Genomic DNA, 21903 nt, shown 5'->3' with positions numbered 1-21903 from the left:
TCGGCACTGGTCGCGTCAGGCCGCGAACGGCACCGCCCCGACGAGCACCGCGACGGCCAGCATGACGAGCGACACCACGGTCGCACGCCAGAGCACCTTCTTGTGGTGATCGCCGAGGTTGACGCTCGCGAGCGAGACGAGCAGCAGGATCGCCGGCACGAGCGGGCTCTGCAGGTGCACGGGCTGCCCCGTGACCGACGCGCGCGCCATCTCGACGGGCGCGATGCCGTAGTTGGCGGCGCTCTCGGCGAGGATCGGCAGGATCCCGAAGTAGAACGCGTCGTTCGACATGAAGAACGTGAACGGGATCGACAGGATGCCGGTGATGACCGCCATGTAGGGTCCGAGGGCCGTCGGGATGACGGTCGTCACCCACTCGGCCATCGCGTCGACCATTCCCGTTCCGTTGAGCACGCCGACGAGCACGGCGGCGGCGAGCACCATCGAGACGACGCCGACGATGCTCGGCGCGTGGGCGACGATCTCGTCGGCCTGGCTCTTGAGCTTCGGGAAGTTCACGACGAGCGCGACGGCGGCGCCGACCATGAAGACGTACGGCAGCGGGAAGAGGTCGAGGACGAGCAGGACCATTACCGTGACGGTCAGCGCGAGGTTCACCCAGATGAGCTTCGGGCGCAGCGTCGGGCGGAGGGGGTCGAGGATCGTGTCCGCCATGGCGGTGTCGGCGGCGTCGACCAGCGTCGCGGCCGCGACCGGCCCGCCGCCCTGCACCGTCACGAGGTTGCCCGTGCGCAGCGAGGCGCGCGCACCGGGCTTGGGCTCCGCGCCGCGGAAGAGCTTCGGGCCGCCGAGCAGGCCGTCGCCGCCCGATCCCCCACGATCCAGGTCGATGCTGCCGATGCGGCGGCGCTCCGACAGGCCGAGGAACCAGGCGAACGTCAGCGCGATCACCAGGCCCGCGGCGAGCGAGGGCAGCATCGGCACGAAGATGTCGTTGGGCTCCAGGCCCAGCGCCGTCGCCGCGCGGACCGTGGGCCCGCCCCACGGAACGATGTTGAGCGTGCCGTTCATGAGGCCGGCCACGCACGTGAGCACCACGGGGCTCATGCCGAGGCGCAGGTACAGCGGCAGCATTGCGGAGGTCGTGATGATGAACGTCGTCGAGCCGTCGCCGTCGAGCGAGACCGCCCCGGCGAGGAGCGCGGTGCCGAGCACGACCTTCGCGGGGTCATCGCCGAGCACCCGCGTGACCGCGCGGATGAGCGGGTCGAAGAGGCCCACGTCGATCATGATCCCGAAGAACATGATGGCGAACATGAGCAGCGCCACCGTAGGCGCCATGTCCTTGACCGAGTCCAGGATCATGTCGCCGAGCCCGAGGCCGGCGCCGGCGAAGAGCCCGAAGATCGTGGGCACGAGGATGAGGGCGACCATCGGCGTCAGACGCCTGGTCATGATGAGCGCCATGAAGGTCAGCACCATCGTGAACCCCAGAGCCACGAGGACTCCCTCGGGTGGCATGAAGGCCACCGCGTAGCCTTCCTCCGCGTCCGCCATGACGCGGGCGAGCGTTGCTGCGTCCATCTCGACTCCTTCGTCCGTCCTCACCGTCGCGGTGAGCGATTCCGCGATGCTAGGCGGCGCTCCCGGCGTCGCGCGCGCTATCTCGCATTGCTCCGCGTTGTGCGCGTAGCGTGTGTTCAGCGCATTCTGCTCACCGATGCGAGGAGGCTCCATGCGGTTCGCGACCCGGGTGCTCCTTCTCCAGCTCGCGACCGTCGTCGCGGTCGTCGGGGTGTGCACGGCGGTCTTCGTCTATCTCGGGGTGCAGCAGCTGCGCGCCGAGTCCGAGGCATCCGCTCTCAACATCGCCCGCACCGTCGCGGAGCAGCCCGACGTGCGCGAGCTGGTGGCGCAGTTCTCGGAGGACCCGGGGACTCCGGATGCCGCCGACCTGCGCGGCGGCGATCTGCAGCGCATCGCGGCCGCCGTGACCGACCGGACCGACGCCCTCTTCGTCGTCATCACGGACGATCACGGCATCCGTCTCGCCCACCCGAACGAGGAGCTGCTCGGCCAGGAGGTCAGCACCCCGTACGCCGACGTGCTCGCCGGCAATGAGGTCGTCGACTGGGAGCGGGGCACCCTCGGGGAATCGGCCCGCGCGAAGGTGCCGGTCTACCCGCCCGGCGACTCCCCGGGAGCGCCGGTCGGCGAGGTCAGCGTGGGCTTCGAGCGCGCGAGCGTCTTCGACGACCTCCCGGCTCTGCTGCTCGGGATCGCCGTCGCGGCGCTGGCGGCGCTCGCGATCGGCGCGCTCGCGGCGCTGCTGCTCCGCCGCCGCTGGGAACGGCTCACGCTGGGTCTGCAGCCCGAGGAGCTCGTGGCGCTCGTGCAGAACCAGGCGGCGGTCCTCGATGGCGTCGGCGACGGCGTGATCGCGCTCGATCCGGACGGCATCGTGCGGGTCTGCAACGACGCCGCCGAACGGATGCTGTCGCTCGACGCACCCGTGGGACGGGCGCTGGATGGGCTCGGTCTCCCGCCAGAGGCCGCCGCCGCAGTCCGGGAGGGTTCGCACCGCGAGGGCGTCATCGTCGGCGACCGCGTCCTCTATCTCGACACCCATCCGGTCGTGCGGGACGGGCGCTCCCTCGGCGACGTCGTGATCGTGCGCGACCGGACCGATCTCGTCGCCCTCACCGAGAGGCTCGACACCGTGCGTGCCATGACCGGCGCGATGCGGGTGCAGCGGCACGAGTTCGCCAATCGCCTGCACATCGCGACCGGGCTGATCGATGCGGACCGCACCGCCGAGGCGCGCGACTTCCTCGCGGAGCAGGTGCGGCGGGGTCCCATCGACTTCCCCGTCGAGCGGCTCGAGGTCGTCCCCGACCCGTTCCTGCAGTCGGTGCTCGGAGCGATGGGCATCGAGGCGGGTGAGCGCGGCGTGCGGCTGGAGGTCGCGGAGGACACGCTCCTACACGGGCGGCTCCGCGACGTCGAGGACGTCGTCGCGGTCCTGGGCAACCTCGTCGACAACGCCGTGTCGGCCGCGGTGCGAGGCGGCGAGCCACGCGTCGTGCAGGTCGCCCTGCTCGACGCCGGCGAGGATCTCGTGATGACGGTGTCGGACTCGGGCCCCGGCATCCCGGACGATCGCGACGTCTTCGCCCGCAGGACGGATGCTCCGGACGACGGGGCGCCGGACCGAGTGCACGGCCTGGGCGTCGGCCTTCCGCTCTCGCGCGAGCTCGCGCGCCGCCGCGGCGGAGATGTGTGGATCATCGATCGGGGCGGAGAAGCGCACGGCGCGGTCTTCGGCGCGCGTCTACCGGGAGCCGTCATCCCGGCCGACGAGAAGGAGGAGTCATGAGTGCGGCCACCCGTGTGCTCGTCGTCGACGACGACTTCCGCGTCGCGGGACTGCATCGCGATCTCGTGGCGAGCCGACCCGGGTTCGAGGCGCTCGACCCCGTCGGCTCGGTCGGCGCCGCGCGGGCGGCGATCCAGGAGCACCGGCCCCAGCTCGTGCTCGTCGACGCGTACCTGCCGGACGGCGACGGCATCGAGCTCGTCCGCTCGCTCGATGTCGATGCGTTCGTCCTCTCCGCCGCCGATGACGCGGCGACCGTGCGACGGGCGCTCCGGGCCGGAGCGCTCGGGTACTTCATCAAGCCCTTCGATCGACGGGCGCTCGCGGATCGGCTCGATCGCTACCTCCGCTTCCGCAACCTCCTCGCGGGCGATCGCGCACTTGAACAGGAAGACATCGACCGCGCCTCGGCGATCCTCCACGGCGGCGCCGAGTCCTCGCCCGTCTCCCGGTCGGTCACCGAGCAGCTGATCCTCGAGACGCTGGGCGGCGACGAGGCCTCCGCCGCCGAGGTCGCCGAGCGGGCCGGCATCTCGCGCGCGACAGCGCAACGGCACCTCGCGACCCTGGCGGCCCGCGGGGTCGTCGACGTTCGGCTGCGCTACGGAAGCACCGGTCGCCCCGAACACCGGTACGCGGTCGCCTCCGGGCGGTGACAGCTGCCGCGGCCTCCGGTCATTGAGCGGAGGCGCGAAGCGCCGCAGACGAAACGCCCCCAGCCAGCGAGACGCGACTACCGCCGCGCCCGGCGATCCCGGAGATTCGACACGTTTCGTCTCCGCGGCTGCGCCGCTCCGCTCAACGACCGAGCAACCGCGCACCCCCGGTCGTTGAGCGGAGGCGCGAAGCGCCGCAGACGAAACGTCCGCAGCCAGCGAGACGCGACTACCGCCGCGGCGGCGCGACCTCGCTGAGGAACGCGAGCACCGCGGTGTTGAACGCCTTGGGCTGCTCGATGTTGGCGGCGTGGCCGTCGTTCGGGATCGTGATCGACCGACCCTGCGGGGCGAGGGATGCCGAGGCATCCGCGTGCGAAGACGGCCAGAACTCGCTCTCGGCACCCGCAACGAACAGCACCGGCACCGGCGTCCGCGCGATCACGGACCGCCAGTCCGCCTTCGCGTGGTTGCCGAGGAGGGCGAGCTCCCCCGGCGTGAGCTCGCGCTCTGCGCCCTTCATGGCGCGGAGGAGCCGGACGAGCCGCATCCCGCGCTTCGCCATGGGCGTGCCCTTGCCCGTCTGCGGGATCCCCGTCGCGAAATAGGTGTCGGCATTCGCCTCGCTGTACCCGTAGAACCCGTGGGTCCAGTCGCCGTCGTTGAGCATCTTCGGCGTCTGATCGACGATGACGACGGCGCTCACCCGGTCGGTGCCGAACTGGTCGAAGTACGACCAGATCGTGTTGCCGCCCATCGAGCCCCCGACGAGCACCGCGTCGCGCAGGTCGAGCGCCTCCAGCACGTCGCGCACATCCCGCCCTCGCCGCGCCATGTCGACAGCCGACTCGGGCCGATCGGCGCCGCCGTGACCGCGGAGATCGGCGACGACCACCCGATATCCGGCCTTCTCGAGGGGCTCGACCTGATACCGCCAGCTGGCACCCGCCGCCTTGAACCCCGCGAAGAGGACGACCGGCCGACCCGTGGGGTCGCCGTGCTCCCCGTACTCCAGCCGGACGCCGTCGTCGGCGGTGAGAGAGGTCATCGGGTCGCGCTCCGTTCGGGGAAGGCCTTGCCGGGATTCAGGATGCCGCGCGGGTCCAGCGCCTGCTTGATGGAGGCGTGCAGGTCGAGGACGACGGGGCTGAGCTCGGCGGCGGCACCGGGCAGCTTGAGAAGACCGACGCCGTGCTCGCCCGTCACCGTCCCGCCGAGGGCCCGGCAGTCCGCGACGATGCGGTCGAAGGCGCGCTTGGCGCGGCGCTTCGCCTCGTCATCACCCTCGGGAGCGATGATCAGCGGGTGCAGGTTGCCGTCGCCCGCGTGAGCGATGTTGGCGATCACGACGTCCTCATCGGCCGCCGCCCGCTCGATGCGGGCGAGCATCTCGGGGACGGCCGAGTGTGGGACGCAGACGTCCTCGGTCAGCACGGGACCCAGGCGCTCGAGTGCCGGATAGGCCAGCCGTCGCGCGGCGAAAAGCCGCGCGACCTCCTCGGGGTCGACGGCATGCTCGACTTGGGCGCCGCCTGCCGCGAGGAATGCATCGGCGATGCGCCCAGCGAGCTCCTCGCCCCGATCGCCGGGCTCGTCGACCTTCGCGAGGAGGAGCGCGCTCGCGCCCTCGGGAAGGTCCCAGCCCTGCCACTCGGCGACGGCGTGCAGACACGTGCGATCGATGAGCTCCAGGGCGGAGGGCACGATCCCGGCCGACGACACCGCGGCGACGGCGCGTCCGGCATCCGTCAGCGAACGGAAGTACCCGACGATCGCCCGCTCCTCGCGGCCGCCGAGGGGCAGGAGCTTGACCGTCGCCTCGACGACGATGCCGAGGGTGCCCTCCGAGCCGACGAAGAGGGCGGCGAGGTCGTAGCCCGTCACGCCCTTGGCCGTCGTGCGGCCCACCTCTGCCACGCGGCCGTCGGCGAGCACGACCGTGAGGCCGAGGACGTAGTCCCGCGTGACGCCGTACTTGACGCAGCAGATGCCTCCGGCGTTCGTCGCGACGTTGCCGCCGATCGTCGAGATCGACATGCTGGCGGGGTCGGGCGGGTACCAGAGCCCGACCTCGGCGACGTGTCTGCGCAGATCGTCGTTCAGGACGCCCGCCTGCACGACGGCGTAGCGTTCGGCGACGTTCACCTCGATGACCTCGGTCATGCGCTCGAGCGAGAGGACGAGGCATCCGCTCACCGCATTCGCACCGCCGGAGAGGCCCGTTCCGGCGCCCCGAGGGACCACGGGGATGTCGTGCTCCGCCGCGATGCGGACGGTCTGGACGACGTCGTCGACCGATGTCGCGAACACGACGGCGGCCGGGAGCCCGTAGTCCGCCCACTCGGCATCGTCGCGGCTGCAGCGTTCCCGGGTCTCGGCATCGGTGGAGACAGCGCCGGGGGGAAGCGTGGCGGTGAGGTCTTCGACGACGTCGTTCATGGCCTTCCGATGCTAGTCCGGAAGAAGATCCGCGGTTCTTCACACCGACGGCGGCGTCAACCCGTTGAAACCTGAATCAACTGTCATGTATGGTCTCGCAGAGCGGCTTCCCCCGCCGCGATCCGCGCTCTACAAGGAGGTCCAGCGCATGGCTTCTGCCACAGCACCCGACGCGCCCCTGAAGCAGTCCAGTCTTCGACGGGTCGTCACAGCATCCATGGCCGGCACAGTGGTCGAGTGGTACGAGTTCTTCCTCTACGCCACCGCCGCGACGCTCGTCTTCAACAAGATCATGTTTCCGCCGTCGGACGACCCGTACGCGCCCATCATCGCGGCCTTCGTGACGTACGCCGTCGGGTTCATCGCACGTCCCCTCGGCGGAATCGTGTTCGGCCACTTCGGCGACAAGTACGGCCGCAAGAAGCTCCTGCAGCTCGCGATCATCCTCGTCGGCGTCGCCACGTTCCTCATGGGCTGCCTGCCCACCTTCGATGCGATCGGCTACTGGGCGCCGGCGCTCCTCGTCGCGCTCCGGTTCGCGCAGGGCTTCGCCGTCGGCGGCGAGTGGGGCGGTGCCGTGCTGCTCGTCTCGGAGCACTCCCCCGACCGGACCCGCGGCTTCTGGGCGTCGTGGCCGCAGGCCGCCGTCCCGCTCGGCAACCTCGTCGCGACCGTCGTGCTGCTCATCCTCAGCCGCACGCTCACCGAGGAGCAGTTCCTCGCGTGGGGCTGGCGGATCGGCTTCTGGCTCTCGGTCGTCATCGTGGCGGTCGGCTACTACGTGCGCACCAAGGTGACGGATGCACCGATCTTCCTCGAGGTGCAGAAGCAGGTCGAGCAGTCCAAGGCGACCCGCTACGGTGTGCTCGAAGTGATCAAGCGCTACCCGCGCGGCGTGCTGACGGCGATGGGGCTCCGCTTCGCCGAGAACATCATGTACTACCTCGTCGTGACGTTCTCGATCACCTACCTCGCGGTGGCGCTCAAGGTCGACACGGCCGAGATCCTGGGCCTGCTCGTCATCGCGCACATCGTCCACGCGATCGTGATCCCGCTCATCGGCGGGCTCACCGACCGGATCGGCCGGAAGCCCGTCTACCTCCTCGGCACGCTCGGCGCGGCGGCGTGGGGCTTCATCGCCTTCCCGATGTTCGACACGAAGAACCCCGTCATCATCGTCGCGGCGATCTCGCTGGGCCTGTTCATCCACGCGTTCATGTACGCGCCGCAGCCGGCGATCATGTCGGAGATGTTCCCGACGCGCATGCGCTACTCGGGCGTCTCGCTCGGCTACCAGGTCACGTCGATCGTCGCCGGCTCGCTCGCGCCGATCATCGCGACGGCACTGCTCTCGGCCTACGGCTCGTACGTGCCGGTCGCTGTGTACCTCGCGATCGCCGCGGCGGTGACGCTCATCGCCGTGATCTCGATGCGCGAGACGAAGGGCGCGTCGCTGCACGAGCTCGACCGGCTCGACGAGGAGCGGCTCGCGGCAGACAAGGTCTCCGCGAACGCCTGACGCGGCATCCCCGACCGCCTCGTCCCTCTGCGGGGGCGGGGCGGTCCGCTTTTCCCCGCATCCATACGGGCGCGGCGGCCACCGTCGGCGTTGGCGAGGCGGGATGACGCGCCACTGCTAGAGGGCGCTGATGACCTCGTCCGCCCACCGCGGCACGACTTCGGTCGCCGGCCCCGGTCGCACATCGTCGAAAGGCACGATGGCGTCGCTCGGCACGAGGTTGAGCTCCACGGTCCGCGCGCCGAACGCCGACGCGAGGGCGACGTACCCGGCCGCCGGGTAGACCGCGCCGGACGTGCCGACCGACACGAAGACGTCGCACGCGATCACAGCCTGCTCGATGCGGTCGAGGTCGTAGGGCATCTCACCGAACCAGACGACGTCGGGGCGCAGCTTCCGCTCCCCGCACGCGGGGCAGGGCGGACGGTCGATGAGATCGGCGGTCCACTCCGGCCGCGCACCGCACGCGGTGCACAGCGCCCGACGGAGTTCGCCGTGCATGTGCACGAGGTTCTGCGAGCCCGCCCGCTCGTGCAGGTCGTCGACGTTCTGCGTCACGACGAGGAGGTCGTCTCCGATCGCCTCCTCGAGCCGCGCGAGGGCGGAGTGGGCGGCGTTGGGGACGACGGATGCCACGCCCCGCCGGCGCTCGTCGTAGAAGCGCAGCACGAGGTCGGGGTTCGCCTCGAACCCCTCCGGCGTCGCGACGTCCTCGACACGATGGCCGTCCCACAGCCCGTCCGCGTCGCGGAACGTCGGCACGCCGCTCTCGGCCGAGATCCCGGCGCCGGTGAGCACGACGATGCGCATGGCACCATTGTGGCGTGAGCGACGCCGCGCCCGGGAAGAGCCCCCTGACCCGCCTCCCGGACGGGACGGTCAAGCAGATCGGGCCGCTCACGGGCACCCGGGTGTGGACGGTGCCCGGCCGCGCGCACCGCCCGATCGAGATGATGCGCGATGAGCCCCGGGCGCTCGCACGGGGCGAGGAGACCGGCCTCTGCGCCTTCTGCGAGGACCGCTACCTCGAGACGACGCCGGAGAAGGCGCGTCTCGTAGGAGCCGACTACGCCGAACTGCAGCGAGTGCCCGCCTCCCGGCTGTTCGAGACGACCGCGGAGTTCCGCCGCTTCGGCAACCTCTTCGAGATCGTCTCGGCCGAGTACTGGCGGGAGAACCACGGGTTCCGCCAGCCCGGATCGGTGGTGGCGTGGGCGCGCGACTACCTCGCCGAACCGGCCGGTCGCGAGCACATCGAGCATCTGGCTGCGGTGCGGGCCGCGGCATCCGGAGCCGTCCAGAGCCTCGAGGAAGCGGCACTCGATCTCGTCGGCGGCTCGCACGACGTCATCGTCGCGCGACGGCACGTCGTGGACGGCGCGAAGACCGACGACGAGCTCGTTTCTTCTGGCGTGCTCACGCCGCGGGAGCACGCGGAGTACTTCGCGTTCACGGCCCGGTCGCTCGATGACATCGCGCGATCGCAGCCGCACGCCGCGTATGTCGCGGTGTTCCAGAACTGGCTCCTACCGGCGGGCGCGTCGTTCGAGCACCTGCACAAGCAACTCGTCGCGATCGACGAGCACGGGCCGCAGGTCGATCACGAGCTGCGGCTGCTCGCGGGCGACCACGAGCTCTACCAGCATGCGATCGCCGACCTCGCCGTCGAGAAGGGCCTCGTTGTCGCGGCGAACGACGGCGCCGTCGCTTTCGCTGGAGTCGGCCACCGCTATCCGGCCTTCGAGGTCTACTCCCGGTCGAGGGCGAACCTGCCGCACGAGCACTCCCCCGCCGAGATCCGGGCCGTGTCCGATCTCGTTCACGCGCTGCACACCGTGACAGGGGTGCACGTGCCCACGAACGAGGAGTGGCACTACAGCCCGCCCGGCGCGCCGTGGCCCATGCCGTGGCGGATCGTGCTGAAGTGGCGCATCTCGAACCCCGCCGGGTTCGAGGGCGTCACCAAGGTCTACGTCAACACCATCGATCCGTGGGAGCTGCGCCGCCGGGCGGTGGCCGACCTCACGCGGCTGCGGCTCGAGGGCCGGATCGCCGAGGGTATCCGCGTCGGCGACGAGTGCCGCCCGGAGGACGCTCGCCTCCGCTACGCCGACTGACTCGGCGCAGCGGCCGCCGAGACACGGCGCATCCTCCGGGCCCGGTGGCACGAGAGCCCGCCTCGGCGCCCCCGCTGCCCAGGGGACGCGCTCAGCGCCCCGGGACCCGTCACCGCCTCCACGAGAAGTCCGAACCGGTCCCGTCTCGCGCGCGTGCGCGGGGAGGCGCATGCTGAAGGCAGATCCCGCAACGCGAATCGAGGCATCCGTCATGAAGGCGCACCGAGCCGTGGCCGCGACCGTCGCGATCCTGGCGGCCGTGCCGCTCATCGGATGCACGGCGCCCGCCGAAGAGGCTCTTCCGACAGGCGGCGACCCGGTCGACCTCGACCCCGCCGACTTCACGACCGTGATCGACAATCCGTACTGGCCCATGGAGCCCGGCACCCGCTGGACGTATCGGGAGAGCGACCCCGAGGGCGACCTCACGGTCTTCGTCACCGTCACCTCCACGACGAGGACGATGGCGAACGGCATCGAGGCGCGGGTCGTGCGAGACAGCGTCTTCCGTGGCGACGTGCTCGTGGAGGACACGTTCGACTGGTATGCCCAGGATGCCGACGGCGCCATCTGGTACCTCGGCGAGGACACCGCTGAATTCGAGGACGGTGCTGTGGCCTCGCGCGAGGGAAGCTTCGAGGCCGGTCTCGACGGCGCGCTTCCCGGAATCGCGCTGCCGGGCGACCCCGCGCCTGGGATGGCGTACCGCCAGGAGTACAAGAAGGGCGAAGCGGAGGACGAGGGAGCCGTGCTCGGCATCGACGAGCTCGTGGAGGTGCCCTACGGCGCATACAGACGGGCGCTCCTGACTCGCGACACCACTCCGCTCGAACCCGACGTCGAGGAGCTGAAGTTCTATGCCCGCGGGGTCGGGCCGGTCCTGACCGTCACGACGTCGGGCGGAAGCGGCCGCGAGGAGCTCGTCGACATCACGACGGTGCCCGACGGCACCTCGACCGGACCGCTCGGCTCACCGGACTGACCTCGCCCCACCGAGACAGGGCGCATCGTCAACGCAGGCTGGCACGCGCGCCCGCCGCGCCGGGATGGCCTGCCTCGGCGGGAATACCTGCCTCGGCGGGGCGAGCTCAACGGCGCGTCGACCAGAGCGCCGCGGCGACGAGCAGCGGCTGGAGTGGCAGGCGCGCGAGGCGCTTCGCGTCGCTGTCGAGCCCGAAGCCGTTGCGGTGCTTCAGCCACTGGTCGACGTTCCCGGGGAACACCGCGACGAAGAACGCGGCGAGGATCGCGCCGACGCGACGACGCTCCCTGGGGAGTGCGATGAGCGCCGCGCCGAGCATGGCCTCGACGACGCCCGAGGCGACGACGATGCCGTCCTTGTCGATGGGCGCGATCTCGGGTGCCCAGTCGGGAACCTGGTTCTGGAACTCCCGACGACCCCAGAAGAGGTGGCTGAGCCCGGCGAAGATCATCGAAGCGGCGAGGAGCCACCGAACAGCGGTGCGCATGCCTCTACTCAACCGGACCGCACCATCCGGTACGACCTCTTGAACATCTGGTCGAGACCGAGTAACCCGCCGAGGCGGAGCGGCCTGGGGCCCGCCTCGACGACAAGACCTGCCTCGGCGGTGCAGAGTGCGCGGGGTCAGTGATACCGGCCGCTGTAGGCGTTGATCGCGGGCTGGCCGCCGAGGTGCGCGTAGAGCACGTTCGAGTCCCGCGGGATCTCGCCCGACGAGACGAGGTCGATGAGCCCCGCCATCGACTTGCCCTCGTAGACCGGGTCGAGGATGACGCCCTCGAGCCGGCCTGTGAGGTAGATCGCCTCGTCGGTGGACTCGACAGGGATCCCGTACTCGTCGCCGGCCCATCCCTCGAGCACCGTGATCTCGTCGTCTCGCAGGTCGCGGCCGACCCCGATGAGGTCGGCCGTGCGTCGCGCGATGCGCGCGACCTGGTCGCGCGTCTCGTCGAGCGTCGCCGAGGCGTCGATGCCGATGACGCGGCGGGGCCGGTCACCGAAGTTCTCGAGCAGATCGGCGAATCCCGCGATCATGCCGGCGTGCGTCGATCCGGTCACCGTGCAGACGACGATCGTGTCGAAGAAGACGCCCAGCTCCTCCTCCTGCGCCTTGACCTCGTGGGCCCAGTTCGCGAAGCCGAGGCCGCCGAGCCGGTGGTCGCTCGCCCCCGCGGGGATCGCGTAGGGCTTTCCGCCGGATGCCTCGACCTCCGCGATCGCATCCTTCCACGAGTCCTTGAACCCGATGCCGAAGCCCGCGGGCGACAGTCGCACGTCGGCGCCCATGAGCCGCGACAGGAGGATGTTGCCGACCCGGTCGTTCACGGCATCCGGCCAGTTGACCCAGTGTTCCTGGACGAGCACGGCCTTCATGCCGAGGTGCGCCGCGACCGCAGCGACCTGACGCGTGTGGTTCGACTGCACCCCGCCGATCGACACGAGCGTGTCGGCGCCCTGCTCGAGAGCCTCGGGCACGAGGTACTCGAGCTTGCGCACCTTGTTTCCGCCGAAGGCGAGGCCGCTCGAGACGTCCTCGCGCTTCGCCCACACGCGGGCGCCTCCGAGGTGATCGGACAGGCGGTTGAGCGGGTGGATCGGGCTCGGCCCGAACATGAGCGAGTGGCGCGGGAAGTCGGCGAGTGTCATTTCGTCTCCTCGGGGTCGGGTACGTCGGTTCCGGATGCCGCGAGCAGCCGCTCGAGGGTGAGCCAGTTGTCGCGGGTGAGTCGAGCGGCTCGGTCGGGGTCGCCGTCGGCGCACGCGGCGATGATGCGGTCGTGGTCGCCCACGCTCCCCCGGCCCGCGAGGCCGGCGAAGCGCGCCCGCTCGAGGCGCCGGAGCAGCGGCGTCACCTGCTCGAGGAGACCGGGGAGCAGCGGATTGGCGCTCGCGCCGACCGCGACGGCGTGGAAGTCGTCGTCCGCGGCGATCGCGGCATCCACGTCCCCGCTCGTCAGCGCCGCGGCGAAGCGCTCGTTCGCGGCCCGCATGGCCGTGAGATCGGCCTCGGTCATGAGCGGCACGGCGTCGCGCACCGCGAGCTCGTGGAGGCTCGCCGCGATGCGCTGCGCGGCGAAGGCGTCCCGCGCGTCGAGCGGTGCGACGATCGTCTCCTTCGCACGGCGCGTGTGCACGAGACCGGCCGCTTCGAGGCGGGCGATCGCCTCGCGGATCGGCGTGCGGCTCACCCCCAGCCACGCCTCGAGCTCGGTGTCGCGGAGGCGTTCGCCCGGCGCGAGCTCCCCGTTCACGATCGCGTCGCGCAACTGCGCGTACGAGTAATCGCGCAGCGAGCTCGGCCTCTCGGCGCGTGATAGCGGCATGCAATATATTGCACACCGCTGAGCGAACCGCGTCAAATCGACGGCCGGTTTTTGACGCACCAGCCACCGGCCACCGGCCACCGGCCACCCGCCCTCCCTCCGCCAGACCCGCCGAGATCGCACTTATTACCGCCCCAAGCCGCTCGGCGCGGTGATTCCGCGATCTCGACCGACCCCGCCCCTGGATTCGGAGGCCCGCCGATCTCGAACCGCCCCCGCCATCCGTCCGGCGGGCGGGCCCCAACCCGCCCAGACCCGCCGAGAACGCACGAATCACCGCTCCAAGCTCGTCGGCACGGTGATTCCTGCGATCTCGAGCGCCCGTGGGCAACCGCCTCCGTCCGACCTCGAGCGGCCCTTCACCCCCCGGCGCTGTGGTTGGCTTGTGCGGTCGGGCGGAAGGCGAGGGCAGAGCATGTCGGACGGCGTGGGGCTCAGGTCGGACCGGGGGCCTATCCTCCTGGCCCTCATGCTGTCGACGTTCCTCATCGCGATCGACTCGACCATCCTCGCGACCGCGGTCCCGACGATCGTCGACGAGTTCGGCGGCTTCGAGCAGTTCCCGTGGCTGTTCTCGATCTACACGCTCGCGCAGGCGGCGTCGGTCCCGGTGTACGCGAAGCTCAGCGACATCATCGGCCGCCGGCCCGTCATCTACACCGGCATCGTGCTCTTCCTGATCGGGTCGGTGCTGTGTGCGACTGCCTGGAACATGACGGCGCTCATCGCCTTCCGCGCCGTCCAGGGCCTCGGCGCGGGCGCCATCACCCCCGTCGCGATGACGATCGCGGGTGACATCTACACGGTCCGCGAACGGGCGAAGGCGCAGGGCTACCTGGCCAGCGTGTGGGCGTTCTCGGCCGTCGCCGGTCCGACGATCGGCGGCCTCTTCGCCCAGTACCTGTCGTGGCGGTGGATCTTCTGGATCAACGTGCCGCTGTGCCTGCTGGCGCTGTGGATGCTGTGGCGCAACTACCGGCAGCCCTTCGAGCGGCACCGGCAGCGCATCGACTACGCGGGCGCCGTGCTGCTGACGGCCGCCCTGGTGCTCATCGTCCTCGCCCTCCTCGAGGGCGGGAACGCGTGGGCGTGGCTCTCGTGGCAGAGCCTCGCGGCCTTCGGCATCGGAGCGCTCCTGCTCGTCGTGTTCGCGTTCGTCGAGCGCCGAGCGGAGGACCCGATCCTGGCGCCGTGGGTCTTCTCCAGCCGGATCGTCGTCTCGACGTCGGTGGTCGCGCTCCTCGTCGGCGTCGTGCTCATCGGGCTCGTGTCGTTCGTGCCGACCTTCCTGCAGTCGACCACCGGGGCCGTTCCCGTGGCTGCGGGCCTCGCCGTCGCGGCGCTCACGCTGGGCTGGCCGCTGTCGGCGGCGCTCGCGGGCAGGTTCTATCTGCGGATCGGCTTCCGCGCCACGACGCTCATCGGCAGCACGCTGGCGATCCTCGGAGCGGCCCTCCTCGTCGTGTTCGCCCTCTCCCCCTCCATCGCGCTTACGGCGGTCGGATGCTTCGTGGTGGGCCTCGGCCTCGGCCTCGTCGCCGCCCCGAGCCTCATCGCCGCGCAGTCGTCGGTCGGCATGCGCCGTCGTGGCGTGGTCTCGGGCACCAACATGCTCGCCCGCTCCGTCGGCAGCGCGGTCGGCGTCGCCGTGTTCGGAGCGATCGCCAACGCGCTCATCGCCTCGAAGGGCGGAGCCGACGTGCCCGCGGCCATCCAGTCCGGCTCGATCGCCGTCTTCATCGGCGTCGCCGTGTCGGCGCTCGTCATGCTGCTCGCGTGCGCCTTCATCCCGCCCGTGCGGATCGAGGAGCCCGAGAACGCGGGCGAGCGCGAGACGGTGCCGTCGAGCGAGTCCGAGACGGATGCCGCGCCCTGACCGGCCGGCGCGACCGACCGGGCCGCCTGACGACCGCCGCGCCGGATCGAACGCGGGACATCAGCCCCGGAGCATCCCGCGCAGCGCTTGGATCGTGTCGGCGTCCTCGGGGCGCTTGTCGTCGCGGTAGCGCTTGACCCGCGCGAAGCGCAGCGCGAGTCCGCCCGGGTAGCGCGTCGAGCGCTGCACGCCGTCGATCGCGATCTCGACGACGATCTCGGGGGAAGCCAGACGGTACCGGGCGTTTCGCGCACGGCGAGTTCCTGGAACCGCTCGGTCTGCCATTTCAAGAGCGCATCGGTGAGCCCCTTGAAGGTCTTGCCGACCATGACGAACCCGTCGCCGAACTCCCCCGTGGCATCGCGGGCGCCGAGGTGCAGGTTCGACAGCCATCCCGTGCGCCGGCCGTAGCCCCATTCGGCCGCGAGCACGACAAGGTCGAACGTGTGGACGGGCTTGACCTTGATCCAGCTCGAGCCGCGGCGGCCCGCAGCATAGGTGGAGTCGATCGCCTTGACGACGGCGCCTTCGTGGCCGGCGTCGAGCGCGTCGGCCGCGACGCGCTCGGCGACCTCGGGGTCGGAGGTGACCTCGCCGGGGATGCGGTGATCGGGCGCGATGCGTCCGAGCTCCTCGCGGCGCAGCCGCAGGGGCTCATCGAGCAGGTCGCGGCCGTCGACGTGGAGGACGTCGAAGAACCACGGATGCAGCACGACTTCCCGCGCCTTCTCGGCCCCGAACCGCGACATCGTGTCCTGGAAGGGCCGCGGCGAGTCGTTCTCGTCGAGCGCGAGGGTCTCGCCGTCGAGGATGACGTCGTGCACCGGCATCCCCTTCACGACGTCGACCACCTCCGGCAGGCGATGCGTGATGTCGGCGAGGTTGCGGGTGAAGATGCGCACGTCGTCGCCGTGGCGGTGAACCTGGATGCGGGCTCCGTCGAGCTTGTATTCGACGGATGCCTCGCCCACCGACTGCACCGCCTCGGTCACCGTCGCGGCGGTCGAGGCGAGCATCGGGAGGACGGCACGACCGACTTCGAGGCCGATGGCCGACAGGTCGTCTGCGCTTCCTGTCAGGGCGAGCCGCGCCGTCTCGCCCAGGTCGCCCGAGAGCATGGCGGCGCGGCGCACGACGGCGGGCTCGCGGTCGGCGGCCCGCGCGACGGCGTCGAGGAGCACGCCCTCGAGAGCGCCGGTGCGCAGCTCGCCGAGGATGACGCGGCTCAGGAACTCCCACTCCGCGGCTGTCGCCCGCGATGCGAGACCGCGCAGCGCGTCTCCGCGGACGGCGACGGATCCGGCTCCGGACGCCTCGGCCAGCGCGTCGAGCGCTTCGTCGACCTCTTCGATCGTCAGGGTCGGCTCGGTCGCGTGCTCGGCCGAGAGCGCTGAGAGACCCCGCCAGCCCACCCCGATGCGACCCTGGCGCGGGCTCGCCGTCAGGAACCCCACCGCGATCGGGATCTCGGCCGACTCGAGCTGCTGCAGAAGGGATGCGAGCGCGTCGATCTTGGCGAGGCGCGAGCGAGTGGCCCCGACCGCCTCGGCGGTCTCGACGACGGCGGTCAGCAGCATCCCGGCATTGTCCCACCGGCCGACGACATCGCGCCAAGAGTTGCCCTTTCGCCCTGGGGGCGCGAGCGCCGGCCGGTACGTCAGACCGGAAGCCGGGGCACCGACGACAGCAGGCGCTGCGTGTAGTGGTGGTGCGGGTCCGAGAGCACCGATTCGGTCGGCCCCTCCTCCACGACGCGACCGCCCTCGAGGACCGTCATGCGGGCGCACAGCGCCGAGACGATCGTGAGGTCGTGCGACACGAGGAGCATGCCGATGCCGCGCTCGCGGGCGAGGCGCAGGAAGAGCTCGATGACGAGCATCCGCACCGACGTGTCGAGCGCGCTGACGGGCTCGTCGGCGAGGAGCAGCTTCGGCTCGGGCGCGAGGGCTCGAGCGATCGCGATGCGCTGACGCTGCCCGCCCGAAAAGGCGTCGGGAAACCGTTCGGCCGCATCGGCCGGCAGATCGACGGCCTTCAGCAGCTCCGCAACGCGCGCGGCCCGCTCGGCACGACCCCCGGGGATCCCCAGCGACCTCAGCGGCTCGGCGATCGAGTCGCCCACCGTCATGCGGGGGTCGAGCGACGAGAACGGGTCCTGGTACACGGGCTGGACGGCCCGGCGGAACTCCCGCATCCCCACCCGATCGGCGCGCGACAGCGGCCGGCCGCCGAACAGGATCCGTCCGCTCGTCGGCTCGTTCAGTCCCAGCAGCAGCCGCAGGAGCGTCGTCTTGCCCGCCCCCGATTCGCCGACGAGACCGACGCTCTCGCCCGGCGCAACCGCGAGGCTCACGTCGTGCAGCACGGGCGCTCCGTGCCCGTAGTGGAATCCGACGCCTTCGGCGGCGAGCAGCGGCGTGGCGGTCATCGTCCCTCCTCCGTCCGGCCTGCACGTCCCGTCGACGCCGGGAGGAAGGCGTCCAGCTCGCGGGAAGCCTCGACCAGCGTCCGCGTGTACGGATGAGCGGGCTCGCGCAGCAGCTGCGCCGTCTCGGCAAGCTCGACCTGACGCCCCTGGCGCATGACGAGCACGCGGTCGGCGACCTCCGAGATGACGGGGAGGTCGTGGCTGATGAAGATGAGCGACATCCCCCGCTCGGTGACCTCGCGCTGGAGGAGGTCGAGCACGCCCGCCTGAACCGTCACATCCAGGGCTGTCGTGGGCTCGTCGGCGATGAGCAGCCGCGGACCGCCCGCGAGCGCAAGGGCGATCGCGACGCGTTGCCGCTGTCCGCCCGAGATCTCGTGGATGTACGACCGTGCGATGCGCTCGGGGTTCGGCAGCTGCACGTCGGCGAGCGCGTCGAGCACGGCGCGCTGCAGGGCATCTCCCCGCAGGCCGAGGTGCTGCCGAAGCGGCCAGGCGAGCTGCTTGCCCACGCGCATGAGGGGGTCCAGCGACGCGAGCGGCTCCTGGAAGACGGCACTCACGACCGACCCGCGGACGCCGTCGAGCCGACGCTGCGAGGCGCCGACGACCTCGACGGGCCCCGAGGGCGTGTCGAGCACGGCGCTCCCCCGCGCCTGCAACGGGTAGGCGAGCAGGCCGAGGATCGCGAGCGCCGTGACGGACTTTCCCGAACCCGACTCGCCGATGATGCCGAGCCGCTCGCCGGGTTCGAGGACGAACGACACGGCCTCGACGAGTTCGCGCCCCTCGGCGCCGTCGAGCGTGACGCCGAGTCCGTCCAGGGTCAGGAGGGCGCTCACCGGATGCTCCGCGAGGTCGGGTCGGCCACGTCGCGCAGGCCGTCGGCGAGGAGGTTCATGCCGATGATCGTGGCGACGAGCAGGATGCCGGGGAGGATCGCCGCCCAGGGCGACACGAGCACCGTGCTCTGGGCCTCCTGCAGCATCCGTCCCCACGAGGCGTTGGGCGGCGGCGAACCGAGTCCCAGGTACGAGAGGGATGCCTCGGCCACCACGGCCCCGCCGAACTGCAGCGCGAGCGGCACGACGAGGGTCGGCCAGACGTTCGGGAGGACATGGATGCCGATGAGGCGCAGGCGCCCGGTGCCCGAGGTGCGGGACGCCGTCACGAAGTCCTCCGCGAGCACGCGGGTCGCCGTGACGCGCGTCAGACGCGCGATCACGGCGGACCCGGCGAGTCCGATCGCGAGGATCGCCGACTCGAGCGACGCTCCACGCCACGCGACGATGAGCATCGCGAGGAGCAGCGTCGGGAAGGCGATCGCGATGTCGAGGAGGCTCGAGATGGCATCGTCCAGCCACCGGTTGGCGACCGCGGCGACGATGCCGAACGTCACGCCGATGACGGCGGCGATAAGCACCGACCCGAAGCCGACCAGCACCGCGAGACGGGCCCCGACCATGAGCTGCGAGAAGAGGTCGCGCCCGAGCCGGTCGGTGCCGGCCCAGTGGTCGGCGGTCGGGGCGAGGAGCCGGTCGCCCGTCGTGTCCTCGAGGCCGTAGGGCGTCCAGAAGAACGACACGATGGCGACGACGAGGATCACGCCGAAGAGGACCGACCCGACCACGAGGTTGATCGAGCGGCGCGCCCGAGGCCGGCGCCGGGGCGGCGCCTCGACGGCGATCGTCGGGATGGTGACGGTCATGCGGCAGCCCTCGCACGGCGGTTGCCCGACAGGGAGTCGCGCAGGCGCGGGTCGATCAGGCGCTGCACGATGTCGGCGGCGAAGCCGAGCAGCAGCACGAGCGCCGTGGAGAAGAGCAGCACGCCCTGCACGCTTGGGAAGTCCTGCTCCTTGATGCCGACGAGGAGCATGTCGCCGAGGCCCGGCAGGGCGTAGACGCGCTCGATGACGACGGCGCCGACGAAGGTCGTCGACAGCATGATCGCGAGGATCGACACGACGGGCACGACGGCGTTGCGCACGCCGTGACGCCACAGCGCCGAGCCGAAGCTCTGCCCCGTCGCGCGCGCTGCCCGCATGTACTGCTGACCCAGGATGTCGAGTGTGGCGCTCCGCACGTAGCGTGCGAGGTCGCTCCCCGCGACGAGCGCGATCGTCACGACGGGCAGCGTCAGCGAGTAGAAGGCGGCGCCGGGGTCGTCCCAGTCCGTGCGGGGGAAGCCTCCCGCGGGGAAAAGCCGCCACCCGAGGGAGAGCACGCCGACGAGCAGGATGCCGACCCAGAACACGGGGATCGCTCCGCCGAGCTGGGACAGGGCGGAGAACGTCGCGCCGTACCAGGTGCGCGACTTCCAGGCCGCGAAGAACCCGACCGGCACCGCGATCGCGACGGCCAGGAGGAACGACATGATCGTCAGCGGCAGCGTCACGTTGAGCCGCCGCAGGATCTCGTCGCCGACCGACAGGTGGTTCGTGAACGACTCGCCGAGGTTCAGGGTGACCAGCTGCGCCAGGTAGTCCCCGTACTGCTCCCAGATCGGCCGGTCGACGCCCAGACGCGCCGCTGCTGCGGCGATGTCGGCATCCGTCGCCCCCACCGAGATGAGGGCGAACACTGGATTGCCGAGCACGCGCAGCACGACGAACAGGATTGTCGCCGCCAGCGCGAACGCCAGCAGCAACAATCCCGTCCGTCGGATCAGATAAGCGCTTATGACGCCGCCTTCTCGATGTCGTAGACGTAGAACAGCGAGTTCAGACCGTTCTGCGGAACTCCGCCGATGCCCTCGGCCGCGACGCGCAGCTGCGGGTTGAGGTACAGCCAGACGCTGGCCGCGTCATCCGAGATCTGCTGGTTCGCCTTCTTGACCAGCTCGGTCTGCTCCTCGGTCGACGAGGCGGCCTCCGAGTCGGCGAGCCACTTCTGGACGTCCGCGTTGTCGTAGCCCCAGTAGAAGTCGGGGTTCCCGTAGAAGTTGATGTCGCGGTCGTTGACGTGGCCCTGGAGCGTCGCCTGGAAGTCCTTGTCGGTGTAGACCTTCTGATACCACTCGTCGTCGGTGATGACGTCGATGTTCACGGTGATGCCGACCTTCGCGAGCTCCGACTTGACGAACTCCGCCACCGTCGAGTGCACGCCCGAGTCCGGCGTCTCGAGCGTGAACTCGAAGCCGTCGGCGTACCCGGCGTCGGCGAGCAGCTGCTCGGAGAGCTTCGTGTCGTACGGGTTGTTGTCGGCCAGGTCGAGGTACCACGGCTCCGACGGCGGCACCATCGAGCCGATGAGCTGGCCGCGGCCGTCCCAGATGGCGTCGAGCAGCTTCTCGCGGTCGATCGCCGAGTACACGGCCTTGCGCACGTCGGCGTTGTCGAAGGGTGCGTTGCGGTCGTTGAACGCCAGGAGCTCCTTCGTCGTCGAGGTGCCCTCGATGATCTGGAAGCCCGACGACTCGAACTGCGACAGGCTGTCGGGGTTCGACTGGCTGGTCACGATGTCGACGGCGCCCGTCAGCAGGGCGTTGTTGAGGGCGGTCGGGTCGGCGTAGTACTGGTAGACCACCCCGCCGTTCTTCGGCTTCTCGCCCCAGTAGTCGTCGTTCAACTCGAGCGTGATCGAGTCGCCCTTGCGGTAGTCGGCGAGCTTGTAGGGCCCGCTGCCGTCCTCGTTCGCCGTGAGGTCGCCGGCCGCGGGGTTGACGATCCAGACATAGCCGAGGTTGTAGGTGAAGCTGATCGACGGCTGCGTGAGGGTCACGGCGACGGTCTTGTCGTCGACGACGTCGACGTGGTCGATGACGCTCAGCTGGCGCTTGCGGGCTGCGATCGACTCCTCGCTGATGAAGCGCTCGAGGCTGTACTTCACGGCCTCGGCGTCGACGGGCGCACCCGAGTGGAAGGTCGCGTCGTCCTGCAGCGTGAAGGTGTAGACGAGGCCGTCGTCCGACACCTTCGTGTCTGCGGCGAGAAGCGGTTCGACGCCGGCGTCGTCCGTGATCTTGAAGAGACCCTCGTAGACGTTCCCCGTGAAGACCTCGGTGACGCCCGAGCTTCCGCCGAAGATCTGGTCGAGGTTCGTGGGCTCGTTCTGCGAGCCGACGACGATCTCGGCGTCGGGGTCGGCCGCAGCCGCCGCCGAGGCGGACGAGGCGGGAGCGCCGCCGCTCGCGCAGCCGGCGAGAAGCAGGAGTCCGGCGGTCGCCGCGGCGATCGCGGCGGAGATTCGGGTACGACGATGGCGTGCGGTCACGTCAGGTCCTT

The 21903-nt window shown here is 70.7% G+C and carries 18 protein-coding genes and 1 pseudogene; 6 read left to right on the top strand and 13 right to left on the bottom strand.

The genetic code is table 11. The annotated features are described in order from the left end of the window. Positions 1–15: 15 nt before the first annotated feature. The gene (locus tag G5T42_RS12200; RefSeq protein WP_165128863.1) at positions 16–1545 is read right to left on the bottom strand and encodes a CitMHS family transporter; all 1530 of its coding nucleotides are present in this window, start codon (positions 1543–1545) and stop codon (positions 16–18) included. A gap of 151 nt (positions 1546–1696) precedes the next feature. Between G5T42_RS12200 and G5T42_RS12195 the strand changes: the two genes are divergently transcribed. After that, a complete protein-coding gene (locus tag G5T42_RS12195) occupies positions 1697–3337 on the top strand; it encodes a sensor histidine kinase (RefSeq protein WP_206535632.1) in 1641 nt (546 codons plus the stop codon). Then, positions 3334–3993: a response regulator gene (locus G5T42_RS12190; protein WP_165128861.1), complete on the top strand. Its 660-nt coding sequence runs from the start codon at positions 3334–3336 to the stop codon at positions 3991–3993. Before G5T42_RS12195 ends, G5T42_RS12190 begins: the two co-directional genes overlap by 4 nt. A 229-nt stretch (positions 3994–4222) precedes the next feature. Here G5T42_RS12190 and G5T42_RS12185 read toward each other — a convergent pair whose 3' ends face one another. Both G5T42_RS12185 and G5T42_RS12180 read right to left on the bottom strand, forming a co-directional pair. Beyond that, positions 4223–5041, bottom strand: coding sequence for an alpha/beta hydrolase (locus tag G5T42_RS12185; protein WP_165128859.1), 819 nt, complete (start codon positions 5039–5041; stop codon positions 4223–4225). Next, positions 5038–6432 carry an FAD-linked oxidase C-terminal domain-containing protein gene (locus G5T42_RS12180; RefSeq protein ID WP_165128857.1) on the bottom strand — a complete coding sequence of 465 codons (1395 nt, stop codon included), beginning with the start codon at positions 6430–6432 and terminating at the stop codon, positions 5038–5040. The genes G5T42_RS12185 and G5T42_RS12180 overlap by 4 nt, the downstream gene beginning before the upstream one ends. 148 nt (positions 6433–6580) lie before the next feature. On the opposite strand from G5T42_RS12180, the gene G5T42_RS12175 reads away from it, so the two are divergent. Beyond that, positions 6581–7951: an MFS transporter gene (locus G5T42_RS12175; RefSeq protein WP_165128855.1), complete on the top strand. Its 1371-nt coding sequence runs from the start codon at positions 6581–6583 to the stop codon at positions 7949–7951. A gap of 117 nt (positions 7952–8068) precedes the next feature. Here the strand turns inward: G5T42_RS12175 and G5T42_RS12170 are convergent, their stop codons facing one another. Then, the gene (locus G5T42_RS12170) at positions 8069–8761 is read right to left on the bottom strand and encodes an NAD-dependent deacylase (RefSeq protein WP_165128853.1); all 693 of its coding nucleotides are present in this window, start codon (positions 8759–8761) and stop codon (positions 8069–8071) included. A gap of 14 nt (positions 8762–8775) precedes the next feature. On the opposite strand from G5T42_RS12170, the gene G5T42_RS12165 reads away from it, so the two are divergent. Together G5T42_RS12165 and G5T42_RS12160 are read left to right on the top strand one after the other, a co-directional pair. Beyond that, positions 8776–10068 carry a DUF4921 family protein gene (locus G5T42_RS12165; RefSeq protein WP_165128851.1) on the top strand — a complete coding sequence of 431 codons (1293 nt, stop codon included), beginning with the start codon at positions 8776–8778 and terminating at the stop codon, positions 10066–10068. A gap of 169 nt (positions 10069–10237) precedes the next feature. Beyond that, positions 10238–11050 carry a hypothetical protein gene (locus G5T42_RS12160; RefSeq protein ID WP_165128850.1) on the top strand — a complete coding sequence of 271 codons (813 nt, stop codon included), beginning with the start codon at positions 10238–10240 and terminating at the stop codon, positions 11048–11050. Between the two features lie 106 nt (positions 11051–11156). Here G5T42_RS12160 and G5T42_RS12155 read toward each other — a convergent pair whose 3' ends face one another. The 3 genes from G5T42_RS12155 to G5T42_RS12145 form a co-directional block, all read right to left on the bottom strand. Continuing rightward, positions 11157–11537, bottom strand: coding sequence for a hypothetical protein (locus G5T42_RS12155; protein ID WP_165128848.1), 381 nt, complete (start codon positions 11535–11537; stop codon positions 11157–11159). Between the two features lie 137 nt (positions 11538–11674). Next, positions 11675–12697, bottom strand: coding sequence for a 1-aminocyclopropane-1-carboxylate deaminase (locus tag G5T42_RS12150; RefSeq protein WP_165128846.1), 1023 nt, complete (start codon positions 12695–12697; stop codon positions 11675–11677). Beyond that, positions 12694–13374, bottom strand: a complete 681-nt coding sequence (locus G5T42_RS12145; protein ID WP_165128845.1) for a GntR family transcriptional regulator — start codon at positions 13372–13374, stop codon at positions 12694–12696. Before G5T42_RS12145 ends, G5T42_RS12150 begins: the two co-directional genes overlap by 4 nt. Before the next feature lie 469 nt (positions 13375–13843). Between G5T42_RS12145 and G5T42_RS12140 the strand changes: the two genes are divergently transcribed. Then, positions 13844–15250 (top strand): MFS transporter, encoded by a 1407-nt coding sequence (locus G5T42_RS12140; RefSeq protein WP_241245804.1) that lies wholly within the window; start codon positions 13844–13846, stop codon positions 15248–15250. Positions 15251–15310: 60 nt separating this feature from the next. Here the strand turns inward: G5T42_RS12140 and G5T42_RS12135 are convergent. The 6 genes and pseudogenes from G5T42_RS12135 to G5T42_RS12110 all read right to left on the bottom strand — a co-directional run bounded on the left by G5T42_RS12135 (position 15311) and on the right by G5T42_RS12110 (position 21892). Then, positions 15311–16827: pseudogene (locus tag G5T42_RS12135) on the bottom strand (ATP-dependent DNA ligase). A gap of 80 nt (positions 16828–16907) precedes the next feature. Beyond that, on the bottom strand, positions 16908–17678 hold the full coding sequence (locus G5T42_RS12130) for an ATP-binding cassette domain-containing protein (RefSeq protein ID WP_165128843.1): 771 nt from the start codon (positions 17676–17678) through the stop codon (positions 16908–16910). Then, positions 17675–18520, bottom strand: coding sequence for an ABC transporter ATP-binding protein (locus G5T42_RS12125; protein WP_165128842.1), 846 nt, complete (start codon positions 18518–18520; stop codon positions 17675–17677). The genes G5T42_RS12130 and G5T42_RS12125 overlap by 4 nt, the downstream gene beginning before the upstream one ends. Then, on the bottom strand, positions 18517–19386 hold the full coding sequence (locus G5T42_RS12120) for an ABC transporter permease (protein ID WP_165128841.1): 870 nt from the start codon (positions 19384–19386) through the stop codon (positions 18517–18519). The genes G5T42_RS12125 and G5T42_RS12120 overlap by 4 nt, the downstream gene beginning before the upstream one ends. Then, positions 19383–20327, bottom strand: coding sequence for an ABC transporter permease (locus G5T42_RS12115; RefSeq protein ID WP_241245803.1), 945 nt, complete (start codon positions 20325–20327; stop codon positions 19383–19385). Before G5T42_RS12115 ends, G5T42_RS12120 begins: the two co-directional genes overlap by 4 nt. A 29-nt stretch (positions 20328–20356) precedes the next feature. Next, the gene (locus G5T42_RS12110) at positions 20357–21892 is read right to left on the bottom strand and encodes an ABC transporter substrate-binding protein (RefSeq protein WP_241245802.1); all 1536 of its coding nucleotides are present in this window, start codon (positions 21890–21892) and stop codon (positions 20357–20359) included. Positions 21893–21903 lie beyond the last annotated feature (11 nt).

The sequence above is a fragment of the Microbacterium sp. 4R-513 genome (assembly GCF_011046485.1).
Lineage (GTDB): Bacteria > Actinomycetota > Actinomycetes > Actinomycetales > Microbacteriaceae > Microbacterium.
The sequence above is the reverse complement of the archived record's forward strand: the minus strand, read 5'-3'. Positions and strand labels throughout refer to the sequence as shown.

Bases quoted from the DNA above. Each gene is read 5' to 3' on its own strand.
- G5T42_RS12200 (WP_165128863.1), bottom strand. From the start codon at position 1,545: ATGGACGCAGCAACGCTCGCCCGCGTCATGGCGGACGCGGAGGAAGGC.
- G5T42_RS12195 (WP_206535632.1), top strand. From the start codon at position 1,697: ATGCGGTTCGCGACCCGGGTGCTCCTTCTCCAGCTCGCGACCGTCGTC.
- G5T42_RS12190 (WP_165128861.1), top strand. From the start codon at position 3,334: ATGAGTGCGGCCACCCGTGTGCTCGTCGTCGACGACGACTTCCGCGTC.
- G5T42_RS12185 (WP_165128859.1), bottom strand. From the start codon at position 5,041: ATGACCTCTCTCACCGCCGACGACGGCGTCCGGCTGGAGTACGGGGAG.
- G5T42_RS12180 (WP_165128857.1), bottom strand. From the start codon at position 6,432: ATGAACGACGTCGTCGAAGACCTCACCGCCACGCTTCCCCCCGGCGCT.
- G5T42_RS12175 (WP_165128855.1), top strand. From the start codon at position 6,581: ATGGCTTCTGCCACAGCACCCGACGCGCCCCTGAAGCAGTCCAGTCTT.
- G5T42_RS12170 (WP_165128853.1), bottom strand. From the start codon at position 8,761: ATGCGCATCGTCGTGCTCACCGGCGCCGGGATCTCGGCCGAGAGCGGC.
- G5T42_RS12160 (WP_165128850.1), top strand. From the start codon at position 10,238: ATGCTGAAGGCAGATCCCGCAACGCGAATCGAGGCATCCGTCATGAAG.
- G5T42_RS12155 (WP_165128848.1), bottom strand. From the start codon at position 11,537: ATGCGCACCGCTGTTCGGTGGCTCCTCGCCGCTTCGATGATCTTCGCC.
- G5T42_RS12150 (WP_165128846.1), bottom strand. From the start codon at position 12,697: ATGACACTCGCCGACTTCCCGCGCCACTCGCTCATGTTCGGGCCGAGC.
- G5T42_RS12145 (WP_165128845.1), bottom strand. From the start codon at position 13,374: ATGCCGCTATCACGCGCCGAGAGGCCGAGCTCGCTGCGCGATTACTCG.
- G5T42_RS12140 (WP_241245804.1), top strand. From the start codon at position 13,844: ATGCTGTCGACGTTCCTCATCGCGATCGACTCGACCATCCTCGCGACC.
- G5T42_RS12130 (WP_165128843.1), bottom strand. From the start codon at position 17,678: ATGACCGCCACGCCGCTGCTCGCCGCCGAAGGCGTCGGATTCCACTAC.
- G5T42_RS12120 (WP_165128841.1), bottom strand. From the start codon at position 19,386: ATGACCGTCACCATCCCGACGATCGCCGTCGAGGCGCCGCCCCGGCGC.